Origin of the sequence: Embleya sp. NPDC050493 (assembly GCF_044458105.1) — a bacterium.
GTDB lineage: Bacteria > Actinomycetota > Actinomycetes > Streptomycetales > Streptomycetaceae > Embleya.
The window spans coordinates 1-23,528 of the sequence record NZ_JBITHP010000029.1 but is presented as its reverse complement, the minus strand read 5'-3'; the positions used below and the strand labels follow the sequence as shown (position 1 = coordinate 23,528).

Below are 23,528 nucleotides of genomic sequence, written 5' to 3'. Positions count from 1 at the left end.
CATCCCCCACACGTCCCGACACCGCCCTCGAACCGCTGGAGTCGCCCATGCCGTTCCCGTCGGCCCAACCCCGAACCACCTCCGCCCCTGCCTCGCCCGCGCCGCCCGGGCTGCCCTCGGCCGACGACGCCGTCGCGCACACCCTGCTCAACTGCCTGCACCGCGAGGTGTGCGGCCCGGAGGCAGGCAGCTTCGTGGAGCCCGGCGACGCCGGCCATCTCCGGCTGCACCTGGCCCGTTCGGGGACGTGGCTGCGGGTCCGGCTGCGGCGCACCTCGCTGCTGGGCGACCACCGGTTCATCGGGCCGGCGGCCGAACTGCGCGGGTCCGCCTGGTGCGTGCTGACCTGGTCGGAGCTGGCCGAGCGCATCCACACCGAACTGGGTCTGCGCACCGGCGTCGGCAACGACGAGTTCCTCGGCCAACTGGCCTCCAGCCATGCCGGCGTGGCGGCGGGTCTGGCCCGCGAGGCCGCCCGCCCCGCCTCGCGCTACCTGGAATCGGAGCAGGCCCTGCTGTTCGGGCACCGCTTCCATCCCACCCCCAAGGCTCGCGGCGCCGACCCGGCGACGTGGGCGGCCTACGCGCCCGAGGCCCGGGCCGCGTTCCGCCTGCGGCATCTGGCGGTCCGCACCGAACTGATCGCGCAGGAGCGGCTTTCCGCCGCCGACACCGCCGTGCTGGACCGACTCGGCTCGGTCCCGGCCGGATACACGCTGCTGCCCGCACACCCGTGGCAGTTCGAACTCCTCGCCGAACACCCGCGCCTGCAAGCCGCGTTGGCCCGCGGCGACGTGCTCGACCTGGGTCCGGGCGGCGACCCGTTCACCGCGACGGCGTCGGTGCGCACGCTCGCCGGCGCGGGGGTGTTCCTCAAGTTCGGGCTGAATGTGCGGATCACCAACTGTGTGCGCAGGAACGCCGCCTACGAGTTGTCCGGGGCGGTCGCGCTGACCCGCGCGCTGACCCCGGTCCTGGCCCGATCGGCGGCCCGATACCCGGACTTCGCGATGCTCGGCGAGCCCGCGTACCGCAGTGTGTCGGCGGCGGTGGCACCCGACCTGCTCGAAGGGTTCGGGGTGATCGTCCGGGACGGCCTGGACGCCCGGTTGCGGCCGGGGCTGACGGCGCTGTTGGCCGGCGCCGTGGCCGCCGAGTATGCCACCGGGTCCGCCCACGTCTCCCGGTTGCCGCCCGGTGCCGGACCGCACGCGGCGCTGCGCTGGTGGGACGACTACCTGCGGCTGTTGGTGCCGCCGGTGCTGGCCGCCTACTTCGCGCACGGCGTGGTGCTGGAGCCGCACCTGCAGAACGTGCTGCTCGCGGTCGACGACGGCGGCCGGCCCCGACAGGTGCTGATCCGCGACATGGAGGGCACCAAACTGCTGCCCGGACCGCACGCCGCCACCCTGGCCGCGCTGCCGCCCTCGGTCGCCGAACCCATGACGTACACCGCCCGACGCGGCTGGGATCGGGTGGCCTACTGCCTGCTGGTGAACAACATCGCCGAGATGCTCGCCGCGCTGACCGATCTGCATCCGCAGCTGGAGGCCCGGCTGTGGGCACGGGTGCGCACGGTGCTGGCGAACTGCTCGGCCGAGCACGGCGAACCGGCACCGCTGCGGGCGCTGCTCGCAGGCGGTCCGCTGCCTGCCAAGGGCAACCTGCTCGCCCGCTGGGAGCGGCGAGCCGACCGCGAGGCGCGGTACCTGCGCATCCCCTCACCCCTGGCCGCCTCGATTCCCGGCGGGGTCCGCCCCGACGGGGTCCGCCGCACACCCGCCCGGAGCGCCCGATGATCACCCCTGCCGTACGGACCCGGGTGGCGAACCTCGATGCCGCCGAACTCCCCGCCTACATCCACGACCTCGGCTCGCTGCGGGCGCACGTGGCGGCGGTGCGCGCCGCGTTGCCGGCCCGGGTCGAGCTGTACTACGCGGCCAAGGCCAATCCCGCGCCGGAGATCCTGGCCGCGCTGGCCGCCGACGTGAGCGGCTACGAGGTCTCCTCCGGCGGCGAACTCGCCCACGTGTTGGCCCATCTGCCCACCGTGCCGCTCGCCTTCGGCGGCCCGGGCAAGACGGTGGACGAACTGATCGCCGCGCTGCGTGCGGGGGTCGGGCGCTTCCATGTGGAGAGCCGCCACGAGCTGCACCAACTGATCGCATTGGCCGAGCGGTTCCGGCCCGAGCGCGACGTCGACGTGCTGCTGCGGGTCAACCTGCCGCTCGGGCCGGAGGTGCTGCACGGTGCGGCGTTGACGATGGGCGGCGACTCCGGTCCGTTCGGCATGGATCCGCCCGAGGTCGAGGCCTGTCTGCGGCTGCTCGCCGGGCCGGAGGCAGGTCGGGCACGGATCCGCGGCATCCACGCGCACCTGGCCAGCGGCCTGGACGCGGACACCCAGCTCGCGGTCGCCGAACGCATCCTCCTGTGGACGCGGGAAACTGCGTTGCGACACCGGATCGCACTGCCCGAGGTGAACATCGGCGGCGGGATGGCGGTCGACTACGCGGATCCGGCAGCCCACTTCGACTGGCCCCGCTTCGGCGCCGGTCTGGGCCGCCTCCTGGCCGGCCGACCGGACCTCACCGTGCGGATCGAGCCCGGCCGGGCACTGACCGCGTACTGCGGCTGGTACGCCACCGAGGTGCTCGACCTCAAGCACAGCCACGGCCGAACGTTCGCCGTGCTGCGCGGCGGGACCCACCACCTGCGCACCCCCGCGGCCAAGGGCCACGACCAGCCGTGCGTGGTCGTGCCCATCACGAGCCCGTGGCCCTACCCGTGGCCGCGACCGGAGATCCACGACACCGAGGTCACCCTGACCGGTCAACTGTGCACCCCCAAGGACGTGTTCGCCCGCCGACGACCGGTCGCCCGGCTCCGCGTCGGCGACCGGGTGGTCTTCGCGCTGGCCGGGGCCTACGCGTGGAACATCTCCCACCACGACTTCCTGATGCACCCGCACCCGACCTTCCACTACCTGTGATCGCGGCGATCCCGAAACGGGCGGCGGCGGCGGGTGCCGGAGCGGTTGCTCGCGAGGGCGATCACGGCCCGGCTCCGGGATTGTCGTCGCACTCGTAGGGTCGACGCATGCTTTTGTGGATCAACGGACCCTTCGGGGTCGGCAAGACCCAGACCGCACACGAGTTGTCCCGGCGGTTGCCCGGCAGCGTGATCTGCGATCCGGAACAGGTCGGCTTCGGCATGCACCGGATGATGCCCCCGGCGCTGCGGGGCGACTTCCAGGATCTGCCCGCCTGGCGGCAGGGCGTGTTCGAGGTGCTGGACCGGGTGCTGACCGGGCAGGACGGCCCGGTGATCGCGCCGATGACGGTGATCGAGCCGGGCAACTTCCGGGAGACCGTCGGACGCCTGCGTGAACGCGGCCACGACGTGCGGCACTTCACGCTGCTCGCCGAGCGCGAGACGATCCTGCGGCGGCTGCGCGAGCGCGGCCTCGGGCACGCGGTGCGGGTGGTGGCCGGCAGAGCGGCGCCGCTGCGTGGGGAGACCTTCGCGGTGTCCAGGCTGGACCTGTGCCTGGAGCGGCTGGCGGCCCCGGCGTTCGCCGAGCACATCCACACCGACCGCATCGACGTCGCCGGGGTCGCCGATCGCATCGCCGACTCGGCCGGCCTGGCCCTGGCCCCGAACACCGACGGTCCGCTGCGCGGTCGGCTGCGCCGGGCCTGGACCGGCGTTCGGCACATCCGGTTCTTCTGATCCGCGCGGGGGATCCTGCCGGAGCGAAGGCCCGCCGGACGCGGGTCAGTCCTGCGCCGGCGACAGGAGGCCGGCGAGCGGGAACGCCGTGGCGTCCTGCGGCGGGCGGGACAGGTGCAGCGCGGTGTGGAAGTAGCCGGCGCTCTCCTTGCCCCGGGGGTCCTCGGCCGCGGCGGTCACCGCCTCGACGGCGTAGCGCTGCTCCCGCTCGCTGGTGAACCGGCGCTGCGGGAAGGTGTGCGGGGCGGCCTTCTCGGTGACCAGGCCGTGTGCGCTCAAACCGTCGGCAATGGCCTGGTAGGACCCGGTGCGCAGGACGAACGCGGCCACCCACGCGGGCTCCGGGGCATCGGCCAGGAACGGCCGGAAGCTCCGCGGGGACAGGAAGCTGGCGCCGCCGGTGACGGTGATCAGCCGGGTCGACCGCGCGGCCGCGAGCAGCGCGGGCGAGGGCGGCGCCGACTCCAGGTTCTCGGCGAACCCCTCGTCGAGGAGGCCGACCGCCCGGGCGTAGGACACCGCGTTCGCGGCCACGTCGAGACCGACCACGCGCACCGCATCCGGGCGGCGGCGGGCCGCGAAAAAGGCCCGGTCGGCCTCGATCAGCTCGGCGGTGTCCAGCGCGGCGATCGGCGCGGAGCCGTACCGGTCGTAGAGCTCGGCCAGCGTCACGTCGTGGTTGAGCAGCGCCGCGTTGATCCCATACGAGCAGCAGATGTCGAGCACGGTGACCGGCGCCGAGGCGACACGACCGTCACGGCCGCCGCTGCCGGTTCGCATCGCGAGCATGCGCCGAAAGATCCGCTGGGCATGATGCGGCGTCTGGTACTCGAACGCTCCGAGTGCCCGAAAAAAGGCCCGCGGGTCCGGCCGGTCATAGATGTCGTCGAACCGGGTCATCGCCTGCTCGCCGGCCTCCGCCGACCCCACACCTTCGCCCTCGCCCACCGCAGCCTCCTGTCTCCCTCCCGAAACGCTGCCCCCCGCCCACCCCCACCAACCCCTGAACCGAGCCCCACCAACAGAAACGGCAACCCACACACGGAGCGCGGGGCACCCCATGGACGCGCGGGGTGTGCGACGCGGGACACGAACGGCGCGGCGGCGGAAGGGGGCGGGGGTGGTGGGTCGTGGGGGGCGGTGTCGGGGTGGCGGTTCGTTTCAGGAGAGGTGGTGGGGTGAACGCTGGTGGGCATGAAGCACCGCCGAGGAGTTCCCGTGAATGCCGGCACCGGATCGACCGACCCCTCCGGTGTGTCGCCGGCCCTCGACATCGGGCCGGACCCGAGGGTGACCACCCTTGCCGAGGCGCCCGGTCTGCGCGTGGCCACCCGTCGGATCCCCGGTCCACCGTCCGCGAGCCCGCGGGCCTGGTTCGGCCAGGTCCGGGACACCCCGCTCGGCACCCGGGCGATCTTCGGCGACGTGGCCGGCGACCCACTGTGCGCACCCGATCGGGTGGCGGGCGTGCTCACCGCCTTCGCCGCGGCGGCGCCGAGCACGCCGACCCTGTCCGAGATCGCGCATCAAGTCGCGTTGTCGCTGCGCGACGAGCATCGCCGCGGCCATCGGGCCCTGGTTCGGGTGCTCCTGGTCGAACACGTCGGCGATCCGGCCGGCATCGGCTCGCTCACCCTGATCAATCGCGGCTACCCGACCCCGCTCCTGGTGGTCGGTCGCCGCGTGCTCGGCCTCGAACCGGCGTTCGCCACCCCGCCGATCGGTGCGCTGGCCCCCGGCAGCCTGCGCCCGCCGGAGCTGGCGGTCGCGGTCGGTCTCGGTGAGCGGGTCCTGCTGTACACCGACGACCCGGCCGAGACGTCCGGCACCGGCGACGGGAACTACCCGCTGACCGAGCGCGCGCCCGATCGGCTGCACGGCGACTTCGCCGGCGCGCTGGACCGGCTCGTGGTGGACGTCGACGCGCATTTCGGCACGTCCTACACCGGCGATGCGGCACTGTTCCTGCTGGAAGCCGAGCCACCACCGCAGCCCGACGAGCCACGCCGACCGGAGCCGCCCGAGGCCTGAGCACACCGCGCCGCCCGCCCACCCGTTCGGCCCGCCCACAGCGCGTCCGTGCCCACCCCGTCCTACCGTTCGAACATGGCGAAAACCTCACCCAGGCGCGGCACGGCGGAGCACGGTTCGTGGATCACCGTGCGGCTGATCGTGATCGTCGTTGTGATCGTACTGAGCGTTTGGTTCGTCCTGGCCAACACCGGGAGCACCGAGATCCGCTTCTGGATCCCGAAGGTGGAGGCGCCGCTGTGGTTCGTGCTGGCCGGCGCCTTCCTGGTCGGGGCCCTCATCGGATGGCTGGTCGGCCGCAACCGCCGACCCCGCTGAGCGACGCCCGCGGCCGGCCGATGAGCGACGCCCGCGGCCGAGCGGCACCTGCGGCGGGCCGGCCGGCCGGCGCGCCCGACCCGCGGCTCGGCAGAACGCGCCGTACGCCCCGGCCCGCGCAGCGCCGTCAGACGCCCGGCCCGCGCAGCGCCGTCGGTGCGGCGAGGCGCCCGGCCGCCGCGTTCGATCGGGGGTGCGCGCGGTTGGGGTGCACGCCGTGCAGTCGGAGCTGGAACATCGCGTCGAAGCGGGCATCCCCGTCGGCGAGGTCGATCGCGCCCACCTCGGACAGTCGGCGCAGTCGATAGCGGAACGTGTTCGGGTGCACGTGCACGGCCGCCGCGGCCGCGGTGACGTCGCCGAAGGTGTCCAGCCACGCGGCGAGGGTCTCGGTGAGATGCGTGTCGTGTTCGGCGTCGTAGGCGCGCAGCCGGGTGACCGGGCCCGCCGGCGCGTCGTCGGTGGCCGCGACCCGGTCGGCGACGTCGACCAGCAGCGAGGACACGTACACGTCGCACAGTCGGGCCACCCGCAGCGACGAGCGGCCCGCGCGCAGCACCCGCAGTGCGCGGTCCGCGTCCGCGCGCGAGGAGGGCAGGTCCACCTCGCGCGCGGCCACTCGACCGATGCCCACCACCGCGTCGATCCGGCCGCCGATCCGGGCCAGGAACTCCTCCGCGAGCCGGACCGCCCTGGCATCCGACTCGGTGGGCAGGATCGCGTAGGTGAAGCCGCCCAGTCGTGCGGTGGCGGTGCGCGGGTGGACCGCCGCCAGGTGCAGGGCCAGCGCGTCGACGATCCGGTGTTCCTCCGCGCTGCGCTCCGCCGGTGCCGAGTCGCCGACCACGGCGAGTGCGAGCACGCACGCGGGTTGGTGGGCCAGGCCCAGTCGGCCGGCCGCATCGACCGCCGCGGGGCCGCCTTCGAGCACGGTGGCGAGCAGGTCGGTGCGCAGTCTGCGCTCCACGTCCGCGCCGGCGCGGCGGCGCAGCAGGTGCAGTGCGACCACCTTGGCCGCCTCGGTCAGCGATCGGGCCAGTTCTTCGGACAGCGGCTCGCGCACCACGACCCAGATCGAACCGAGGATCTCGTCCCCGGCCCGGACCGCGATGGCCACCCGGGGCAGGTCGGAGACGCCGACCAGGTAGAGCGGTCCCTCGCTGCGGTAGAGGGCGTGGAAGGCGCCGCGTTCCTCGAGGATGCGCAACATCTCCGCGGGCACCTGCCGGTCCAGGATGGTGGCGATCCGGGGCTCGTCCGCCTCGTCCTGGCGGCTGGAGAAGGCCAGCACCCGCCCGCTGCGGTCCTCCACCGTGACCGGTCCGTCCAGCAGCGCGGCGATCGCGTTGACCAACGCGAACAGGTCGCCGGCCGGCGCCCCGTCGAGGGTTTCGCCGCTCTGCGCGGTGCCCACCTCGTCCACCGCGAGCAGTGCCCGCAGCAGGGTGGTGACCTGCGACCAGGACGCGCCGGGGGTGAGCGACAGGATCACCACGCCGGTGCTCGCCACGGCCGCCTCGACCTCGGCGTCCACCACGATCGGGCCGCGGACCACGATGGCCGGTGCGCCCAGTCCGGCGGCGCGGTGCACCAGGGTGGCGATGGCGGCGGATCCGTAGACCGCGACGCCCAGGATCACCGCGCCCGGCGGGTGGGAGGGTTCGTCGTGCGGGTCGTGGATGAGCACACCGGTGATCTCGCGGTCGGGATCCGGCGTGCCGGCCGCCACCGCGAACAGGGTCGACCCGAGGTCGTCGATGATGCGCCCGAGGACGGCGCGCGGACGCCCGGTCATCGGCTGCCCACCGGCACGTGGGCGGGGGCGCCGCCCCGGACGGATATGCGCCCGGTGCCCGACGCGTCCACCCCATCGGGCACGCGCCCACCGCTCGGTGCGTCCACGCTGCCCGGCACGTCCATGCCACCGGGCACGTTCGTGCCGCCCGGCACATCCGCGCTGCTCGGCGCATCCGCGCTGCTCGGCACGCTCGTCCTGCTCGGCATGTTCAGGCCACCCGATACATCCACGTTGCTCGACACGTTCACGACAAGGGCATCCAATCCGTCGACACAGGTCCCCCGTCGAGCCTGTCGAGCCCGGGGGCCGGCCGTGTCGTCTTGGCCGGCCCGTGGGCGGAGTCTAAACGATCTTGGGGTGGATATGGGCGGGTAAGAACGGCATATCCCGCACGATCTCGAGTCTCACGGTCGGCGCCCCTCCGGTCCGCGGTCGAGCACGTACCGTCCGTCCCGGCCGAAGCCGCGCACCTGCCGGCCCTGGGCCATCAGCCCGCCCAGCACCTCGCGCACCGCCAGCCGCCATCCCCGCGCCGCCGACGGGTCGGTCCGGCGCAGCGCCTCGATGTCCCGCGGCACCGCCACGAGCACCACGTCCCCGTCGGTGCGGCCCTGGATCGGCCGCCCGTCGGGGGCCGCGTCCAGGCCGATCACGACCTCTCCCGCCAGATCCGCGGTGTCGACCGGCTGCGGTACGCCGGCGCAGGCGAGCGCGACCCGGTCGCTGCCCAGGTCCCACCGGGCCAGCAGCCGATCGGAGAGGTCGTCGCCGTTGATGGCGTCGGACATCGGCCCGTAGAAGTCGGCCAGGTACTCGGCGGGTGTCGCGCCGAGCTTGGCCAGGTTGAAGTAGGCGTTGCGCCCGACCAGGGGGTCGAACGTCCAGGTGACCCGGGTGATCCCGCGCTCCAGGCACCATGCGCGCTGGTACACCTTGAGCGCGTAGCCCACCTCGCGTCCGCGTGAGCGTTCGTCGACGCCGGCGATGTGCGAGTGCAGGCCGTCGGTGGAGAGCAGGCCCACACCCGCGCCGATCAACCGGTCGCCCTCGTAGGAGCCCGCGACGAAACCGCCGGCGTGTGACACCACGGTCATCAGCTCGGAGTTGATCATCGGGTTGGTCGGGTCGGGCTGCCAGACACGTTGGAACAGGTCGCACGCGTCGGCCATCTCGCCCAGGGTGTGCAGTTCGCGAATCTCGACGTGGGCCGCGCGAGCCGCGCGGTCGGCCGCCTCGGCCGCGCGGTCGCGAAGTGCACCGGAATCGGGTTCGGGTTCGCGGTCGGCGCGGTACAGGTCGCCGCCGGTACGCGCCCCCGCCGGTGTCGGCGTCATCGGGCCGTTGCCTCCGTCTCCGCGTCGATCGCGGATTCGACCGCCGCCCGCTCGGGCAACGGCTCGCCGATCGTGGGCACACCGGACAGCAGGGCCCGGGTGTACTCGTGTTCCGGGTTCTCCAGGACCTGCGCGGCCGGACCGCACTCGACCAGGACGCCTCGGTCCATCACCGCGATCCGGTCCGCCAGGTAGCGCACGACGGCCAGGTTGTGCGAGATGAACAACATCGCGAAGCCGAGTTCGCGTTGCAGGTCGCGGATCAGGTTGAGTACCGCGCCCTGGACCGAGACGTCCAGGGCGGAGGTGACCTCGTCGGCCACCAGCACGGCCGGCCGGGCGGCGAGCGCGCGGGCCAGTGCGACGCGCTGGCGCTGGCCGCCGGAGAGCGCGTGCGGCAGGCGGGTGCCGACGCCGGGGTCGATACCGACCAGGTCGAGGTAGCGGGCCACCTCACTCGCCCGCGTCGCACGGTCGCTGCGCGGCAGCGCCTCGGCGACCGAGCCGCCGATGGTCAGCCGCGGGTTCAGCGACGCGAAGGGGTCCTGGAAGACCAGCTGGATCGGCCTGCGCCCGGGCTTGCGGCCCTGGTCGACGCCGTCCACCAGGACCTGTCCCGAGTCGATCGACACCAGCCCGACCGCGGCCCGGCCCAGGGTGGACTTGCCCGACCCGGAGCCGCCGACCAGGCCGACCACGCTGCCCGCGGGCACGTCCAGGGAGACGTCGTCCACGGCGGTGGAGGCGTTGCGGCCGCGTCCGTACCGCACGGTGATGTTGCGCAGTTCGAGCGAACCGGACGTGGCGCTCGCAGCCGGGCCCGAGGCGGCTTCGGCGGTGGCGGAATCCACCGTGCTCACGGCTTTCATCGTGCCTCCTCCAGTTCGTGGGTGGCGGTAATGATCGGGTCCCAGCACGCGACGCGACGTCCGGGGCCGATCCGCTCCAGCACCGGCTCCTCGGTGCGGCAGCGGTCGGTGGCCCGGGCGCAGCGGGGCGCGAACGGGCAGCCGACGCTCTTCTCGCCGGGCTCGGGCGGGCGGCCGGGGATGGTCGCCAGCGGGATGTCCCGGTCGGTGGTCATGCTGGGCACCGCGCCGATCAGCGCGGCCGAGTACGGGTGGGCGACACCGTCGGCGAGGTCTCCGACGGGGAGTTCCTCCACGATCCGACCCGCGTACATGACCACGACGCGGTCGCACACCTGGGAGACGACGGCGATGTCGTGCGAGATGAGCAGCAGCGCGGCGCCCGATTCGGTGCGCACGTCCCGGAGCAGGGCCAGCACCTGGGCCTGCACGGTCACGTCCAGGGCCGTGGTCGGCTCGTCGGCGATGATCAGGCGGGGTTCGCCCATCAGGCCCATCGCGATCATCACGCGTTGGCGCATGCCGCCGGAGAACTCGTGCGGGCGCTTGCGGACCCGCAGTTCGGGGTTGATGATGCCGACCGCGTCCAGGCGGGAGACGGCCCGGGAGACGGCCGCCGCGCGCCCGGCGTTGTGGTGCACCTCGGCCACCTCGGCGAGTTGCCGGCCGACGGTGAGCGCGGGGTTGAGCGAGGCCATCGGGTCCTGGAACACCATGGCCATCGAAGTGCCCTTGGGCGCCTGCTTGTTCAGGTCCCGGTCGCCGAAGCGCAGCGTCCGGGCGCTGACCCGGCCGGGGTGCGGGACGAGTCCGGCCGCGGCGAGTGCGGTCAGGCTCTTGCCCGAGCCGGATTCGCCGACGATGCCGACCGCTTCGCCCTCGTCGACGGTGAGGCAGACGTCGTGCACCGCGGTGTGGCCGGGGAAGCGGACCTGGAGGCGGTCGATGTTCAGCAGGCCGGACGTGGTCTCCTCGGCGGGCGCCTCGGAGATCGCCTCGGCGGTCTTGATCTCGGGTTGCGGCGCGGTGCGGCCGGCGTTCGCCTTGGCGACCACCTCGCCGATCAGGCCGAAGGTGATGCCGGTGAGCACGATCGCGGCGCCCGGGCCGACCGCCGACATCGGGTCCACCATGACCCGGTCGAGTTGCTCGTTGAGCAGGCGTCCCCAGTCGTAGTCCGGCGGTTGCACGCCCAGGCCGAGGAAGGACAGACCGGAGAAGGCGACCAGGATGCCCGCGGCGGCGGTCGAGACGAACAGCGCGACGGGTTCGGCGATGTTGGGCAGGATGTGCCGGACGACGATCCGGAAGCGGCCGACGCCGAGAATCCGCGCCGCGGCCACGTAGTCGGTGCCGGCGACCGAGGCGGTCAGGTTCTGCACGAGTCGGGCGGTGCTGGGGGCCGCGCCCAGGCCGATGGCGAAGGCGGCGGAGAAGGTGCCGACGCCGAAGATGACCGCGAGGAAGAGCACGAACAGCAGGCTGGGGAAGGCGACGAGCAGGTTGACCACGGAGGTGACCAGGCGCCCGGCGCGGCGGCCGAGGACGGCCGGCAGCACGCCCAGGACCAGGCCGCCGACGACCGCGATGAGCGTGGCGAACAGGGTCAGTTCCAGCGTGAGCCGGGTTGCCACCACCACTCGGGCGGCGATGTCGCGACCGAGCGCGTCGGTGCCGAACAGGTGCTCGGTGCCGCTGTGTCGGCCGATCGCGTCGGTGTCGATCCGGTCGGCGGTGTCGCCGAGCAGCATGGGTCCGAAGATCGCCGTCAGGAGGATGAGCGTGCTCGCGACGGCCGCGGTGATCCCCAGTGGGGTGCGCAGGGCGAGGCGGAGTCTTGGTGCCTTGGACATCGTCAGCTCCCGCGAATCGTGGACTGGGGATCGGCGGCGGCGACGGCGAGGTCGACCACGAAGTTGATCGTGAGTGCGGCGGCTCCGTACACGAGCACGATGCCTTGGACGAGCGGGTAGTCCTTCTGCAGGATCGCCTGGACGATGGTCATGCCCAGGCCGGGCCACGCGAAGACGTTCTCGATCAGCACGGTGCCCGCCAGCAGGCCGCTGAGCAGCAGGCCGCCGAGGGTGAGCGAGGAGGTCAGCAGGTTGGGCAGCGCGTGCCGCAGGTAGACCAGTCGACCGGGCAGTCGCTTGGCCCGGGCGGTGCGCATGTAGTCCGTCTCGAAGACGCGCAGCGCCTCGACCCGAACGATCCGCGACAGCGCGGCGATCGGGGTGATGGCCAGTGCGAGCACCGGCAGGACGTAGGAGTCCGGCCCTTCGCGCAGCGCCACCGGGAACCAGCCGAGCGAGACCCCGAACACCGAGGCGAGACCTACGGCGAGGAGGAACTCGGGGATGGCCACGATCGCCCCGGTCGAGGAGGCGAACGCGAGCTCGCCGCGCCGGCGCCGGCCGTTGCGGGTCCACACGGCCATGGCCATGCCCAGCGGGATGGCCACCAGCATCACCAGGAGGAACGCGTAGATCGCGATCTCCATGGTCGCCGGCAGTCGGTCACCGATCATCCGGGACACCGGGACCCGGGCGGTGATCGATTCGCCCAGGTCGCCGTGGAAGAGCCCGCTCACGAAGTGCTTGTACTGGTCGATCAGCGAGTCGTCCAGGCCCAGTTGTTCCTTGCGGGCGGCGACCGCCTCGGGCGTGGCGTTGAGTCCCAGGGCGCCGCGGACCGGGTCGCCGGGGACGAAGTGGATCATCGCGAAGGCCGCGGTGACCAGTGCGGCGAGCGAAACCAACAGGCGCCCGGTGCGGCGTACGAAGAAGGAGGTCCAGGGGCCGAGCCGGAAGTCGATCAGCCGGCCGGCCGGGGTTGCGGTACTGGCTGCGGTGCTCATCGGCCACCGACCTTGCGCAGGGTGGTCGGAATGGGACCGCCACCGTCGAGTTGGAAGTTGTAGCCCCGAGCGAAATAGGGGGTCATCGAGTCCATGAAGGTCACCACATCGAGACGTTTGATCAACTCGGATTCGGCCGCGGTCCACTCGGGGCAGCCGGAGGTGTCCGGCTTGGCCATGGCGAGGGCCACGAAACGCTTGTGTTCGGGGTTGTCCAGCGAACCGAAGTTGAGCCCCTGCGGAGGAGGGGGTCCCATGAAGAACGGGAGGGCCTGGTCGGGTGTGGTCACCGAGAGCGGCGCCCACGCGACTTCCCACTGACCGCCCATGAGGATCGTGGCATTCGTCGCGGCGGTGGTCGGCTGGGTGCTGACCTTGACGCCGAACGAGTTCCATTGCTTGACCGCCAGCTCGACGGCGGCGATGAGCTGGTTGCCGAACACGCCGGGGTAGGGCATGGAGATCGACAGCTGTTTGCCGTCCTTGGTCCAGTACCCGCCGGACTTCTTCCAGCCCGCCGTCCGCAGCGCGTCCGCGGCCCGAGCCACGTCGTGCGGCGGAAGGTACTGGGTGACCGCGTCGTCGGTGCAGGGCGGCCCCATCGTGACACCGACGCGGGTGGCGGGTTGGCCCTTGCCGCCGGTGGCCACCGCACCGATCTGTTTGAGGTCGAGCGCCTGGATCAGCGCCCGGCGCACCAGGGGATCGGCGGTGACCCGGTTGGCGGCCTCGTTGAAGACCAGCATCCCCATGGGGTCGCGCTGGATGTTGGACTTGAGGCCGGCCGCGGCCAGTCGGGTGCGGTCGGCGCCCATGATGGGTGCGACGTTGATCTGCCCGCCGAGCAGCAGGTTCGCTCTGGTGGACTCGTTGGTGACGACCTTGAAGACCACCCGGTCGGGCAGGTCGGCGCTGCCGATGCCGTCCGGCCCCCAGGCGTAGCCGGCGCGCTTGGTGAAGGTGAAGTGGTCGCCCGGGACGACCTGGCTCAGTCGGTAGGGACCGGTGCCGTCGGACGCGTGGTTCAAGCCGTCGGGCGATCGCATGCCGTCGGGGCACACCACGCGCAACATCGCGGTGCCGCGGACCAGGAACGGGGCCGGCTCCGAGGTCTTCAGCGTCAGGGTGCCGGCCGCGTCGTCGGCGGTGGCAACGGTCCCGGGCGGCACCATCAGGCCGTACAGCGGCGACTTGTTGGCCGGGTCGGCGATGTAGGCGTACTCGGCGGCGATGTCGGAGGGGGTCAGTGCCCTGCCGCTGTCGCACATCACGTCGCGTCGGATCGTGAAGGTCGCCGAGGTCGCGTCGGAGGTCCATTTCTCGGCGACGCCCGAGACGATCCGCCCGTCGGGCGCGACGTTGATCAGCGAGTCGTAGGAGTACCGGTTCATGGTGACGGCCGACGAGCTCAGCGTGGTCAACGGATTCATGTTGCCGGGGTCGCCCTCGATGGCGATCGTGACGGTGTCGCCGTCGCCCGCGCCGCCATCGGCCGTGGTGCCGCCGCAGCCGGCGGCGAACAGGCCCAACGCGACGGCTGCGGCGGCCCCGCGCGGAGCGCGTCTCATCTCGCCCCCCCGGCCGGACACTCGACCGCGTCGTGCCCGGCGACGGATGCGACGGCCGACTCGCCGGCCGCGATCCGCGGGAGGGCACGGGTCATGTGCAGGAAGCGGGCCCGGTCGCCGTCCCCGAGGAAGGCGTACTGCGCATGTCGCGCGCCGCGCGGTTCGACCTCGATCAGCGTACGGGCGTCGCGGACCACCAGTGCGGTGGTGCGGACGTGGTCGCCGCCGGACATCTCGGCGGCGGCGCCGATGTTGCGCGTGGTGAGCACCAATCCCTCCTCGGATTCCGCCACGTCGAAGACCATCGCCTGTGAGGCGTACCGGCCGACGAAGAAGCGCGAGTCCACCGCCGGCGGCTCGACGGGGGGCGTGGCGGGCTCCGGGACCACCACGTCCGCACTCGTCGCGAACACGTCGCGGACCAGGTCGTACATCACGGTCAGGTCGCCGCCGTTGGTGAGGATGGCGATCGAGACGCCGCTCTCGGGGGCCACCCGCAGGATCGCGCTCTGGCCGATGGCGCCGCCGTCGTGCCCGATCACCGGGCCGCCGACCCAGTCGAAGAGGTTCCAGCCCAGTCCCCACACGGTGCCCACGGCCCCGATGTCGGGCACCTGGACCTGCGGCTCGCGCATGGCCAGCGCGGACTGCTCGGACAGCAGGCGGGTCCCGTCCGGGAGCAGTCCCCGCGCGACGTGCGCGGCGGCGAAGGCGACCAGATCGCTCGCGGTCGTGGTCAGGGTCGAGCCGGCCGGTGCGTTGGAGCGCGGCCCTTCCCATTTCGGCACCCGGACGGGGGTCCCGTCCGGCCCGGCCCCGTGCCCGATGGCCACCCGGTGCAGGATCGCCTCGTTCGGGTTGGTGGCCACCCGGGACAACCCCAGGGGCACCGCGATCCGCTCGCGCAGCGTCTCCTCCCAGGTCTGCCCGGTGAGCACCTCGACGAGCCGGCCGAGAACCACGAAGCCGGTGTTGCAGTACGAGAACATCTCGCCGGGCGGGAAGAGTTGGCCCGCGTCCCGGGCCAGTCCCGCGACCAGCTCGGCCACCGCGTCGTCGCCGGGACCGTGGTCGTCGAACAGGTCGCCCTCGAACCCGGCGGTGTGGCACAACAGCTGCCGCGTCGTCACCACCTGCGCGGCGGCCTCGTCCACGATCCTGAAGTCCGGCAGGTACGTGCGCACCGGGGCGTCCAGGTCCAGCACGCCCTCGTCGACGAGCTGCATGATCAGCGTCGCCGTCCAGACCTTGGTGATCGATCCGATCTGGAAGATCGACTCCGGCGTCGCGGGGTACCCGATCTCCACGTCGAGCACACCCGTGGCGGCCGTGACCGTCTCATCGCCCATCCGTACCGCGACGCTCGCGCCGGGGATGTTGCCACGCTTGGCCAGCTCGCCGAGTCGGGTCGCTAGATACTCGGGCGTCGGCAGTGTCCGGGCAGCGGGCCCGGGCACCTCGGATCGTCCCATCGTGGGGTACCTCCTGGGAAGGCGGCGGCGAGTGCCGCAGAGGACGATCACGGTAGGCAGCGCCCGAAGGCCTCGAATCGTCGTCGTGGACGAAGAACGGCCGATGAACCTGTCCGAATCACCGACGCCGAGCGGCACCGCTTCCGGCAATCCTCGGCAGTGGCCGCCGACGGTCCGCGCACCGACCGCCTCGGTTTGCCGAGGACGCACGCGAATCGGGCCGGCCACGGGCAACGCGACGAGGCGGGAGCAACCGATGGACGTGTACATCTCGATCGACATGGAGGGCGTGGCGGGCATCGCCACGCTGGACCAGATCTGGCGCGGCGGCACCGGCTATCCCCGGGCCCAGCACCTGATGACCGGCGAGGCCAACGCCGCGATCGAGGGCGCTTTCGCGGCGGGCGCGGAGCGCGTACTGATCAACGACAGCCACGGCACGATGGACAACCTGATCGCCGAGGACCTGGATCCCCGGGCCCGGATGATCCTCGGCTCGCCCAAGGCCCAGTGCATGGCCCACGGCCTGGGCCCGCAGCACGCGGTGGCCCTGTTCGTCGGCTACCACGCGGCGGCCGGCAAGCCGGGCGTGCTCTCGCACACCTTCTCCGGCAACTTCACCTCGGTGAAGCTGAACGGCCGGCACGTCACCGAGGCCGAGGTCATCGCCCTGCTCGCGGCCCGGCACAGCGTGCCGATCGGGCTGGTCACCGGCGACAACCACGTGTGCTCGGTCGCCGAGGAGGCGTTCCCCGGCGTGGTCACCGCGCAGGTCAAGTCCGCCGAGGGGTGGGCGGCGGCGGACACCATGCACCCCTCCCTGGCCCGGGACCTGATCCGGGAGAAGGCCGCACTGGCGGTCGCGAACGCGTCCTCGCTGCACGCGTTGCCGATGCCCGAGGAACTGGTGCTGGAGGTGGGCTTCCAACTCCCCCTGGCCGCCGAGTTCGCCACCTCGGTACCCGGCGCGGAACGCCTGGATCTGCTGACGGTGCAGTGCACGGTGGCGGACCCGGACACGCTGATGGACGTGATCAACCTCTGGTACTCGGTGGCCGCGCACGCCTCCGCCAACCACCTGCCGAACACGGGCAAGCGCTGAGCACCCCCATCGGGCCCTGCGGGCCCACCCGACGATTCACGGAGCGCACATGAGCACCGGCCGAGAGCCGATCGAGCCCGCCAAGACCATCCGGGACATCTTCGACGCTGCCGAGGTCGACGGCTACCTGCACGTACGCGACCTCGACGGCGACGACGAGGTCGACTATCGGGCCGACGCCCCGGTCGTCCTGGCCTCGGTCTTCAAGATCCCGATCGCCCTGGAGTACGCCCGCCAGGCCGCCTCGGGCCGGCTGGATCGGGCCGGGCGGCACCTGGTCACCGACGCCGACAAGGAAGGCGACGGCATCGGCACCGACGGCTGCATGCACGACGTCGAGATGAGCGCGCGCGACCTCGCCTACATGATGATGACGATGAGCGACAACGCGGCCACCGACGTGGTGCTCGGCCTGGTCGGCCGCAAGAACGTGCGGGCGACGCTGGACGAGTTGGGCTGCCACGCCACCTCGGTGACCGGCTGCAAGGAACTGTTCGCGAGCGTGATGAGCGACCTGGGTATCGACCGCGACGCCGCGGACGCCGACGAGCAGCTCGCACAGGTCACCCCCGACCGGCTCCGCACGCTGGCGGTGCGCGACCCCGAGCACACCGCCTCGACCACCCCGCGCGAGATCACCAAGCTGCTCGCCGCCATCTGGCGCGACGAGGCCGGCCCCGCCGAGGCGTGTGCCGAGGTGCGCGAGATCATGGGCCGGCAGATCTGGCCGCACCGACTGTCCTGCACGTTCGGGGACGAGATCCGGGTCTCCGGCAAGACCGGCACCCTGTGGGGTGTGCGCAACGAGGCCGGCGTCGTGGAATACCCGGACGGCAAGCGCTACGCCGTCGGCGTGTTCCTGCGCTCGGAGTCGATGGGCTTCCGCCTCCCGCGCGCCGACGCCGCGATCGGCCTGGCCGCGCGGGCCGCGATCGACCACCTGCGCGCCTGATCCGATGCCGTACCCGGCGACCCGTGCCCTGTCGCCGGGTACGGCATCAGCGCGTGTTCCGGAGGGGGCTCGGGAACACGCCCGGGACCCCGCGTCCTCGACCCGGCTTGCCGTCCCGCCGGGTCAGGACGCGGGGTCTCCCGCCCTGCGGGCCACGTACACGGTGTTGGTCGCCGTACCGCCCTGGAGCGGATTGTCGAAGTCGACCACGTGCGCGGCCGAGTCCGCGAACACCTCGGCGAGCACCGCGCCGAACTCGGCGTCCGGCGGGTCGTTCGACCAGAGCGCGAAGACGCCGTCCGGGTGCAGCCGATCGGCCAGCGCGCGCAGTCCGGCGGGCCGGTAGAGCGCGGCGTGGCTGGGGTGCAGCACGTGCCGCGGCGAGTGGTCCACGTCCAGCAGGATCGCGTGGAAGCGCCGACCCGGTGCCTGTGGATCCAACCCCCGGGGATCACCCGCCAACGCGAAGAAGTCGCCCCGGGCCAGCCGACAGCGGGGATCGCCCGCCAGTGCGGCGCCCAGCGGCACCAGGCCGCGCCGATGCCAGTCGATCACCTCGCCGAGCGCGTCGATCACGATCAGGCTGCGCAGGCGGGGGTCGTCCAGCGCCGCCTTCGCGGTGTACCCGAGCCCGAGCCCGCCCACCACGACGTCGAGTTCGGCATCGGGCAGCGCGGCCAGGCCGAGTCGGGTGAGGGCGATCTCGCCCGCGGTGAACAGGCTGGACATCAGGAACTCGTCGCCGAGCTTGACCTCGTACACGTCCTCGCCCGTGGCCGGGTCCCGCCTGCGGCGCAGGCTGATCTCGCCCATCGGCGTCGGCCGCCAGTCGAGTTCCTCGAAACGCGCGCTCATCCGTGCACCCTCAACCGTGTCGGTGCCGCTCTCCGGCGCCAGTGGGTGGTCAGCCTATAGAGCGCACGGCACCGCCGCCGCCGGGCGCGAGGGGTGGGACCCGGCAGCGGTCGTGCTCGCGACTCCCGGCGGGCGGGGCGGCCGGGCTCGCGACCGGACACCCGCGCGGATCCCGGAGGTCCGGCGCGTGGGGGCGGCGTTCGGGCGGCCCGGCGGAGTCCGGCGCGCGCCGTGACCGGGTTGGTGGCGGCCACGGAGTCGAGGCCGATCTTTCGTCGGCGGCGACGGTGCGGCCCGGTGTGGGCCGGCGGAGAGTGACGCCATGCGAATGCCGGCGGAACCGACCTCTGGAGCCCGACGATGACCGCACTCGCGACCGACCGCCCCGGAGGGCGCCCGCGGATCCGCGACTTCGGCCACGCACTGGGGCCACTGGATCCCGGGACGTGGAACGCGATCACCGACGTGCCGGGCGTCCGCGTGGGCCACACCACGCTGTGCGACGCCGAGGCGGGGCCGTACTCGGGGGTGACCGCGATCGTGCCGGACGCGCTGCACACGCACGGCCCGCTGCGCGCCGGGCGGTTCGCCGGCGGCGGCCACGGAAGGTTCGTCGGAGCCACCCGACCGGTCGAACCCGGCGAACTGGAGACTCCGTTGTTGCTCACGTCCACGCCGTCCGCCTTCCGGGTCGACCCCCCGGCGACCCGGCTGCCGGGGCGGGCCGAACCGGCGCCGATCCGGGTCGATCCGGTGTTCGGCGGGATCGACGACATGTGGCCGTCCCAGGCCGGACCGCGACCGTTGACCGCGGCGCACGTGCACGCCGCGCTCGCCGGCGCCTCGACCGGCCCGGTGCCGCAGGGCAACGTGGGTGCCGGCACCGGTGCCTGCGCACTGGGCTACCAGGCGGGCATCGGCACCGCGTCGCGCCGGGTGCCGACGGATGGCGGCGAGGCGACCGTGGGCGTCCTGGTCCGGGCCGATATGTCCGGTGAACTGCGCCTGGGCGGCCAGGTGATGCGGCCCGCCTCGCTGGGCCTGCCGACTGCCGGGCCCACCCGCGAGGAGCGTTCGTGCGTGGTCGTGGTCTGCACCGACCTGCCCTGCTCCACGCGCGAGCTGACCCGGATCGCCGGCCGCGGTGTGTTCGCCCTGGCCCGGGTCGGCGCGGCGTTCGCGCACGGCAGCGGCGACTACGGGATGGCCTTTTCCACCGCACCGCCGGGCGCGGCCGCGCCGCTGCCCTCGGCACTGCTCGACACGGTGTTCACGGCGACCATGGACGCCGTCGAAGAGGCGGTCCTGGACGCCCTGTTGGCCGCGGACACGGTCCACGACCCGGCCGGGCACCGGGCGTACGCGCTGCCGCACGCGGCCGTCCGCCGCGCCCTCCGATGAGCGACGCGGCGCGCCCGGCCCGGTGCGCCGAGGTCGGCCGAGGGTAGCGAAAGGGCCGGCGCACCGGAACGAGTGTTTCCCACTTCGGATTTTCCTGCCATTTCCCCACCGGAACGTACCGCGTAATGACACTGTGTTCACGAGTCGATACCTACCGCTATCACCGGCGGGTGTCGGCGTCGTTCGCGCGATCCGATGAAGTGGGAAGGGACCGACGTGAGTTCACAGCAACCGCAGCCGATCAGCCTGTACCCCGAACTGGACGAGGCGACCTTGACGCAGGTCGTCGAGGCATTGGAGACCGGGCAGGTCGGGCGCCTCGCCCCGGCCAGGGCGGCCGAAATCGAGGAGGCCCGGGCCCGGGCCGACTTCAGCAGGGTCACCGTGCCCGGCGACCGAGGTGTCGGACTGGACGGCGGACTCTGGCTGCACCGGGACGACCGGTCCAGGCCGTTGATCGTGATGCCGTCGCCGTGGGTGAATCTGGGCTGGGTCGTCTACGTGGTCCAGGCGACCCTGTTCGCCCTCAAGGGCTACCACGTACTGGCTTACACCGCACGGGGGTTCGGCGCGTCCGAGGGCGAGGTCGAGGTGGCCGGCACCGAGGACGTCGCGGACGGCAGCGCGGCGATCGACTTCGTGACGGACCGGGCCCGGGGCGAGATCAGCGCCGTCGGCTTCCTGGGCGACTCCTACGGCTCCGGCATCAGCCAACTGGTCGCCGCCGAGGACATCCGGGTGGACGCGGTGGTGGCGCTGAGCACGTGGGGCGACCTGGGCGAGGCGTTCTACGAGAACGGCACCCGGCATCTCGCCGCGGTTTCCACGCTGTTGGGCGCCGCGGCCGAGGCCCGGTTGAGCGAACGCACGCGGCAGGCGTTCGAGGACGTCCTGTCCAACCCGGATGTGCGCCCGTCCCTGGAGTGGGCGCTGCCGCGGTCGCCGCACCACCACGTCGGCAAGATCAACCGCCGCGGCGTGCCCATCCTGTACGCGAACGCGTGGCACGAGACGCTGTTCCCCACCAACCAGACGCTGAAGATGTTCAACGCGCTGACCGGCCCCAAACGCCTCCTGTTGTCCATCGGCGACCACTCCGGGCCGGAGTCGCCGGGCATCATCGGACTGCCGAACCGGATCTGGGCGGACGCGCACCGGTGGTTCGACCACCACCTCAAGGACGTTCCCAACGGCATCGACACCGAGGGCCAGGTGGTCACGCAGATCATGTGGAAGGGCCCGATCGAGGAGCAGCCCACGTGGGGCGCGGTCACCGGACGGACCGAACGGCTCTACCTGTCCGGCCCCTCGAACGGCGGCGACGGCACGCTCGCCGACAAGCCCGGACTCGACACGGACGTGATCTTCCGGTCCGGCGCGGACACGCCGGCCACCGTCGCGAACAAGATCATCTTCTCCGGCTACGCGGAGATGGCCGGCCTGCCCAAGGTCTACCCGACCGACGAGATCGACCGTGCGCACGCGGGCGTCTGGAGCACGGCACCATTGCCCGTCGCGTTGAAGCTGCGCGGCGTCCCCCGACTGCATCTGACCTACACGGCGCAGGGGCCGACGCCCTCGCTGATCGCGCACCTCTTCGACGTGGACGCCGACGGCAAGGCCCACATCGTCACGCACGCGCCGTTCACCGACGTCGAGGGCACGGCCGGACAGCCGGTCGCCCTGGACATCGCACTTCAGGCCACCGGTTACGACGTCGCAGCCGGCCACCGGGTGATGCTGGTGTTGGACACGTTCGACCCCTTCTACGGGTCGGCGCCGGTCGAGGGCAGCACGATCACCGTCTCCCCCTCCGAGGAGGACCCGTCCTACCTGGAACTGCCGGTGAGTTGACGATGCGGTAGTCGATCGTGCCTGCTGCCCGGCGCCGGTGCGACTCTCCGGTCGTCGCGCCCCGCGCCGGGCAGCCCCGTCGCGCGGTTCCCTGTCCCGGTATTCTCCGTCCTGGGCAACTCTCGTGCACAACACGGAGTTTGACAGATTTTGCCGACCGCTCGAACGCGCATTGAACGGGGCAGGCCGACCGTGTGAGCGTTTGCCGATCGGGCACGAACCCGGCGGCCACGCTCGTCGGCGGTTCGCTCTCCTTGCGGACACGCATGGCGAAGCCGGATTCGTGGTCGAGGTCTACCTTCCACTCAAGGAGCCTCGATGAATCGCAAAACGGTGACGGCCGGGACTGTCCTGGCCGTGCTCGCCGGGTTGGCGGTCTCCACGACCGCGCAGTCGGCTTCCGCCGATCCGCCTTCCCCTTCCGGCTCGCAGGCCCTGGCGGTCTCCGCCGCCGACCGGGCCGCTGCCAGTGGTCTGGACACCCTCGCCAAGGGTCCCGACGAGGAGTACCAGCGCCAAGCGGTGACCCCCTGGGTCAACGGCCTCTACTCCGTCGCCTACGAGCGCACCTACCGGGGCATCCCGGTGGTCGGCGGCGACGCCGTCGTACTCGCCGACGGCCAGGGCCGCGTCCGCGCGACCCAATCCGCCACCAGCACCCGGATCTCGGCGAACACCACGGCGCGGATCGACGCCGCCGCGGCCGAGGCCACCTCCAGGACCAGGCTCGCCGCGGTCGACAAGGTCGAATCGCACCGCCTGGTCGTCCGGGTCAAGGACGGACGAAGCACCCTGGCCTGGGAAACCGTCCTGGCCGGTCGTACCACGTCCGCGCCCAGCCATTTGCACGTCTTCGTCGATGCGAGCACGGGCACGGTGCTCGACACCGTCGACGACGTCAAGGCCGGCAGCGCGAACAGCCAATGGAACGGCCCGAGTCCGCTGGCCATCGACACCACCAACAACAACGGCACCTACTCGCTGCGCGACCCGAACCGTCCCGGTCTGACCTGCGCGGACTACAGCACCGGCCAGGTGTTCTCCAAGTCCAGCGACTCGTGGGGCAACGGCCAGGCGTCCAGCAAGGAGACCGGCTGCGCCGACGTCATGTGGGCGGCGCAGAAGGAATGGAACATGCTCCGCGACTGGCTCGGTCGCAACGGGCACAACGGCACCGGCGGGAGCTGGCCGGTCAAGGTCGGCCTCAACGACGTCAACGCCTACTGGGACGGCTCCTCCGTCTCCATCGGGCACAACCAGTCCAACCAGTGGATCGCGTCCATGGACGTCGTCGGCCACGAATTCGGCCACGGCATCGACCAGTTCACCCCCGGCGGCGCAGGCACCGAACCGGGCCTGGGCGAGTCCACCGGCGACATCATGGG

At 72.4% G+C, this 23,528-nt stretch carries 20 protein-coding genes; 10 read left to right on the top strand and 10 right to left on the bottom strand.

All coding sequences use genetic code 11. From position 1 onward, the window contains the following. The first annotated feature begins 47 nt into the window (after positions 1–47). The 3 genes from ACIBM5_RS37915 to ACIBM5_RS37905 all read left to right on the top strand — a co-directional run bounded on the left by ACIBM5_RS37915 (position 48) and on the right by ACIBM5_RS37905 (position 3,732). Entirely contained in the window at positions 48–1,799 is a 1,752-nt protein-coding gene (locus tag ACIBM5_RS37915; RefSeq protein ID WP_396011278.1) for an IucA/IucC family protein, read from the top strand. Beyond that, positions 1,796–2,992, top strand: a complete 1,197-nt coding sequence (locus ACIBM5_RS37910; protein WP_396011277.1) for a type III PLP-dependent enzyme — start codon at positions 1,796–1,798, stop codon at positions 2,990–2,992. Before ACIBM5_RS37915 ends, ACIBM5_RS37910 begins: the two co-directional genes overlap by 4 nt. A 107-nt stretch (positions 2,993–3,099) precedes the next feature. Further along, positions 3,100–3,732, top strand: coding sequence for an AAA family ATPase (locus tag ACIBM5_RS37905; protein ID WP_396011276.1), 633 nt, complete (start codon positions 3,100–3,102; stop codon positions 3,730–3,732). A gap of 45 nt (positions 3,733–3,777) precedes the next feature. Here the strand turns inward: ACIBM5_RS37905 and ACIBM5_RS37900 are convergent, their stop codons facing one another. Further along, positions 3,778–4,680 carry a hypothetical protein gene (locus tag ACIBM5_RS37900; RefSeq protein WP_396011275.1) on the bottom strand — a complete coding sequence of 301 codons (903 nt, stop codon included), beginning with the start codon at positions 4,678–4,680 and terminating at the stop codon, positions 3,778–3,780. A gap of 270 nt (positions 4,681–4,950) precedes the next feature. On the opposite strand from ACIBM5_RS37900, the gene ACIBM5_RS37895 reads away from it, so the two are divergent. Further along, the gene (locus ACIBM5_RS37895; protein ID WP_396011274.1) at positions 4,951–5,763 is read left to right on the top strand and encodes a SpoIIE family protein phosphatase; all 813 of its coding nucleotides are present in this window, start codon (positions 4,951–4,953) and stop codon (positions 5,761–5,763) included. 75 nt (positions 5,764–5,838) lie between these two features. Next, positions 5,839–6,081, top strand: a complete 243-nt coding sequence (locus ACIBM5_RS37890) for a LapA family protein (RefSeq protein WP_396011273.1) — start codon at positions 5,839–5,841, stop codon at positions 6,079–6,081. A 127-nt stretch (positions 6,082–6,208) separates the two neighbouring features. Here ACIBM5_RS37890 and ACIBM5_RS37885 read toward each other — a convergent pair whose 3' ends face one another. The 8 genes from ACIBM5_RS37885 to ACIBM5_RS37850 all read right to left on the bottom strand — a co-directional run bounded on the left by ACIBM5_RS37885 (position 6,209) and on the right by ACIBM5_RS37850 (position 15,979). Further along, positions 6,209–7,876, bottom strand: coding sequence for a PucR family transcriptional regulator (locus tag ACIBM5_RS37885; protein WP_396011272.1), 1,668 nt, complete (start codon positions 7,874–7,876; stop codon positions 6,209–6,211). Beyond that, positions 7,873–8,127, bottom strand: a complete 255-nt coding sequence (locus tag ACIBM5_RS37880; RefSeq protein ID WP_396011271.1) for a hypothetical protein — start codon at positions 8,125–8,127, stop codon at positions 7,873–7,875. The genes ACIBM5_RS37885 and ACIBM5_RS37880 overlap by 4 nt, the downstream gene beginning before the upstream one ends. 156 nt (positions 8,128–8,283) lie before the next feature. Next, positions 8,284–9,213: a GNAT family N-acetyltransferase gene (locus tag ACIBM5_RS37875; protein ID WP_396011270.1), complete on the bottom strand. Its 930-nt coding sequence runs from the start codon at positions 9,211–9,213 to the stop codon at positions 8,284–8,286. Then, the gene (locus ACIBM5_RS37870; protein WP_396011269.1) at positions 9,210–10,082 is read right to left on the bottom strand and encodes an ABC transporter ATP-binding protein; all 873 of its coding nucleotides are present in this window, start codon (positions 10,080–10,082) and stop codon (positions 9,210–9,212) included. Before ACIBM5_RS37870 ends, ACIBM5_RS37875 begins: the two co-directional genes overlap by 4 nt. Then, on the bottom strand, positions 10,079–11,935 hold the full coding sequence (locus ACIBM5_RS37865; RefSeq protein WP_396011268.1) for a dipeptide/oligopeptide/nickel ABC transporter permease/ATP-binding protein: 1,857 nt from the start codon (positions 11,933–11,935) through the stop codon (positions 10,079–10,081). The genes ACIBM5_RS37870 and ACIBM5_RS37865 overlap by 4 nt, the downstream gene beginning before the upstream one ends. A gap of 2 nt (positions 11,936–11,937) precedes the next feature. Beyond that, positions 11,938–12,939: an ABC transporter permease gene (locus ACIBM5_RS37860; RefSeq protein WP_396011267.1), complete on the bottom strand. Its 1,002-nt coding sequence runs from the start codon at positions 12,937–12,939 to the stop codon at positions 11,938–11,940. Continuing rightward, on the bottom strand, positions 12,936–14,507 hold the full coding sequence (locus ACIBM5_RS37855; protein WP_396011266.1) for an ABC transporter substrate-binding protein: 1,572 nt from the start codon (positions 14,505–14,507) through the stop codon (positions 12,936–12,938). The genes ACIBM5_RS37860 and ACIBM5_RS37855 overlap by 4 nt, the downstream gene beginning before the upstream one ends. Then, a complete protein-coding gene (locus ACIBM5_RS37850; protein WP_396011265.1) occupies positions 14,504–15,979 on the bottom strand; it encodes a serine hydrolase domain-containing protein in 1,476 nt (491 codons plus the stop codon). The genes ACIBM5_RS37855 and ACIBM5_RS37850 overlap by 4 nt, the downstream gene beginning before the upstream one ends. Positions 15,980–16,235: 256 nt before the next feature. Here ACIBM5_RS37850 and ACIBM5_RS37845 point away from each other — a divergent pair, with 256 nt between their 5' ends. Then, positions 16,236–17,081, top strand: a complete 846-nt coding sequence (locus ACIBM5_RS37845; RefSeq protein WP_396011264.1) for a M55 family metallopeptidase — start codon at positions 16,236–16,238, stop codon at positions 17,079–17,081. 49 nt (positions 17,082–17,130) lie between these two features. Then, a complete protein-coding gene (locus ACIBM5_RS37840; protein ID WP_396011263.1) occupies positions 17,131–18,033 on the top strand; it encodes a serine hydrolase in 903 nt (300 codons plus the stop codon). Positions 18,034–18,156: 123 nt separating this feature from the next. Here ACIBM5_RS37840 and ACIBM5_RS37835 read toward each other — a convergent pair whose 3' ends face one another. Beyond that, on the bottom strand, positions 18,157–18,888 hold the full coding sequence (locus tag ACIBM5_RS37835) for a spermidine synthase (protein WP_396011262.1): 732 nt from the start codon (positions 18,886–18,888) through the stop codon (positions 18,157–18,159). A 360-nt stretch (positions 18,889–19,248) separates the two neighbouring features. Here ACIBM5_RS37835 and ACIBM5_RS37830 point away from each other — a divergent pair, with 360 nt between their 5' ends. From ACIBM5_RS37830 to ACIBM5_RS37820, 3 genes are all read left to right on the top strand, one after another. Further along, positions 19,249–20,289, top strand: a complete 1,041-nt coding sequence (locus ACIBM5_RS37830; RefSeq protein WP_396011261.1) for a P1 family peptidase — start codon at positions 19,249–19,251, stop codon at positions 20,287–20,289. Between the two features lie 216 nt (positions 20,290–20,505). Then, on the top strand, positions 20,506–22,143 hold the full coding sequence (locus tag ACIBM5_RS37825) for a CocE/NonD family hydrolase (protein ID WP_396011260.1): 1,638 nt from the start codon (positions 20,506–20,508) through the stop codon (positions 22,141–22,143). 318 nt (positions 22,144–22,461) lie between these two features. Beyond that, the coding region (locus ACIBM5_RS37820; protein WP_396011259.1) for a M4 family metallopeptidase at positions 22,462–23,528 on the top strand (1,067 nt) is incomplete at its 3' end.

Coding starts and splice junctions, on each gene's coding strand:
- ACIBM5_RS37860 (WP_396011267.1), bottom strand. CDS start 12,939: ATGAGCACCGCAGCCAGTACCGCAACCCCGGCCGGCCGGCTGATCGAC.
- ACIBM5_RS37870 (WP_396011269.1), bottom strand. CDS start 10,082: ATGAAAGCCGTGAGCACGGTGGATTCCGCCACCGCCGAAGCCGCCTCG.
- ACIBM5_RS37885 (WP_396011272.1), bottom strand. CDS start 7,876: ATGACCGGGCGTCCGCGCGCCGTCCTCGGGCGCATCATCGACGACCTC.
- ACIBM5_RS37915 (WP_396011278.1), top strand. CDS start 48: ATGCCGTTCCCGTCGGCCCAACCCCGAACCACCTCCGCCCCTGCCTCG.
- ACIBM5_RS37905 (WP_396011276.1), top strand. CDS start 3,100: ATGCTTTTGTGGATCAACGGACCCTTCGGGGTCGGCAAGACCCAGACC.
- ACIBM5_RS37845 (WP_396011264.1), top strand. CDS start 16,236: ATGGACGTGTACATCTCGATCGACATGGAGGGCGTGGCGGGCATCGCC.
- ACIBM5_RS37840 (WP_396011263.1), top strand. CDS start 17,131: ATGAGCACCGGCCGAGAGCCGATCGAGCCCGCCAAGACCATCCGGGAC.
- ACIBM5_RS37865 (WP_396011268.1), bottom strand. CDS start 11,935: ATGTCCAAGGCACCAAGACTCCGCCTCGCCCTGCGCACCCCACTGGGG.
- ACIBM5_RS37855 (WP_396011266.1), bottom strand. CDS start 14,507: ATGAGACGCGCTCCGCGCGGGGCCGCCGCAGCCGTCGCGTTGGGCCTG.
- ACIBM5_RS37910 (WP_396011277.1), top strand. CDS start 1,796: ATGATCACCCCTGCCGTACGGACCCGGGTGGCGAACCTCGATGCCGCC.
- ACIBM5_RS37875 (WP_396011270.1), bottom strand. CDS start 9,213: ATGACGCCGACACCGGCGGGGGCGCGTACCGGCGGCGACCTGTACCGC.
- ACIBM5_RS37850 (WP_396011265.1), bottom strand. CDS start 15,979: ATGGGACGATCCGAGGTGCCCGGGCCCGCTGCCCGGACACTGCCGACG.
- ACIBM5_RS37890 (WP_396011273.1), top strand. CDS start 5,839: ATGGCGAAAACCTCACCCAGGCGCGGCACGGCGGAGCACGGTTCGTGG.
- ACIBM5_RS37830 (WP_396011261.1), top strand. CDS start 19,249: ATGACCGCACTCGCGACCGACCGCCCCGGAGGGCGCCCGCGGATCCGC.
- ACIBM5_RS37835 (WP_396011262.1), bottom strand. CDS start 18,888: ATGAGCGCGCGTTTCGAGGAACTCGACTGGCGGCCGACGCCGATGGGC.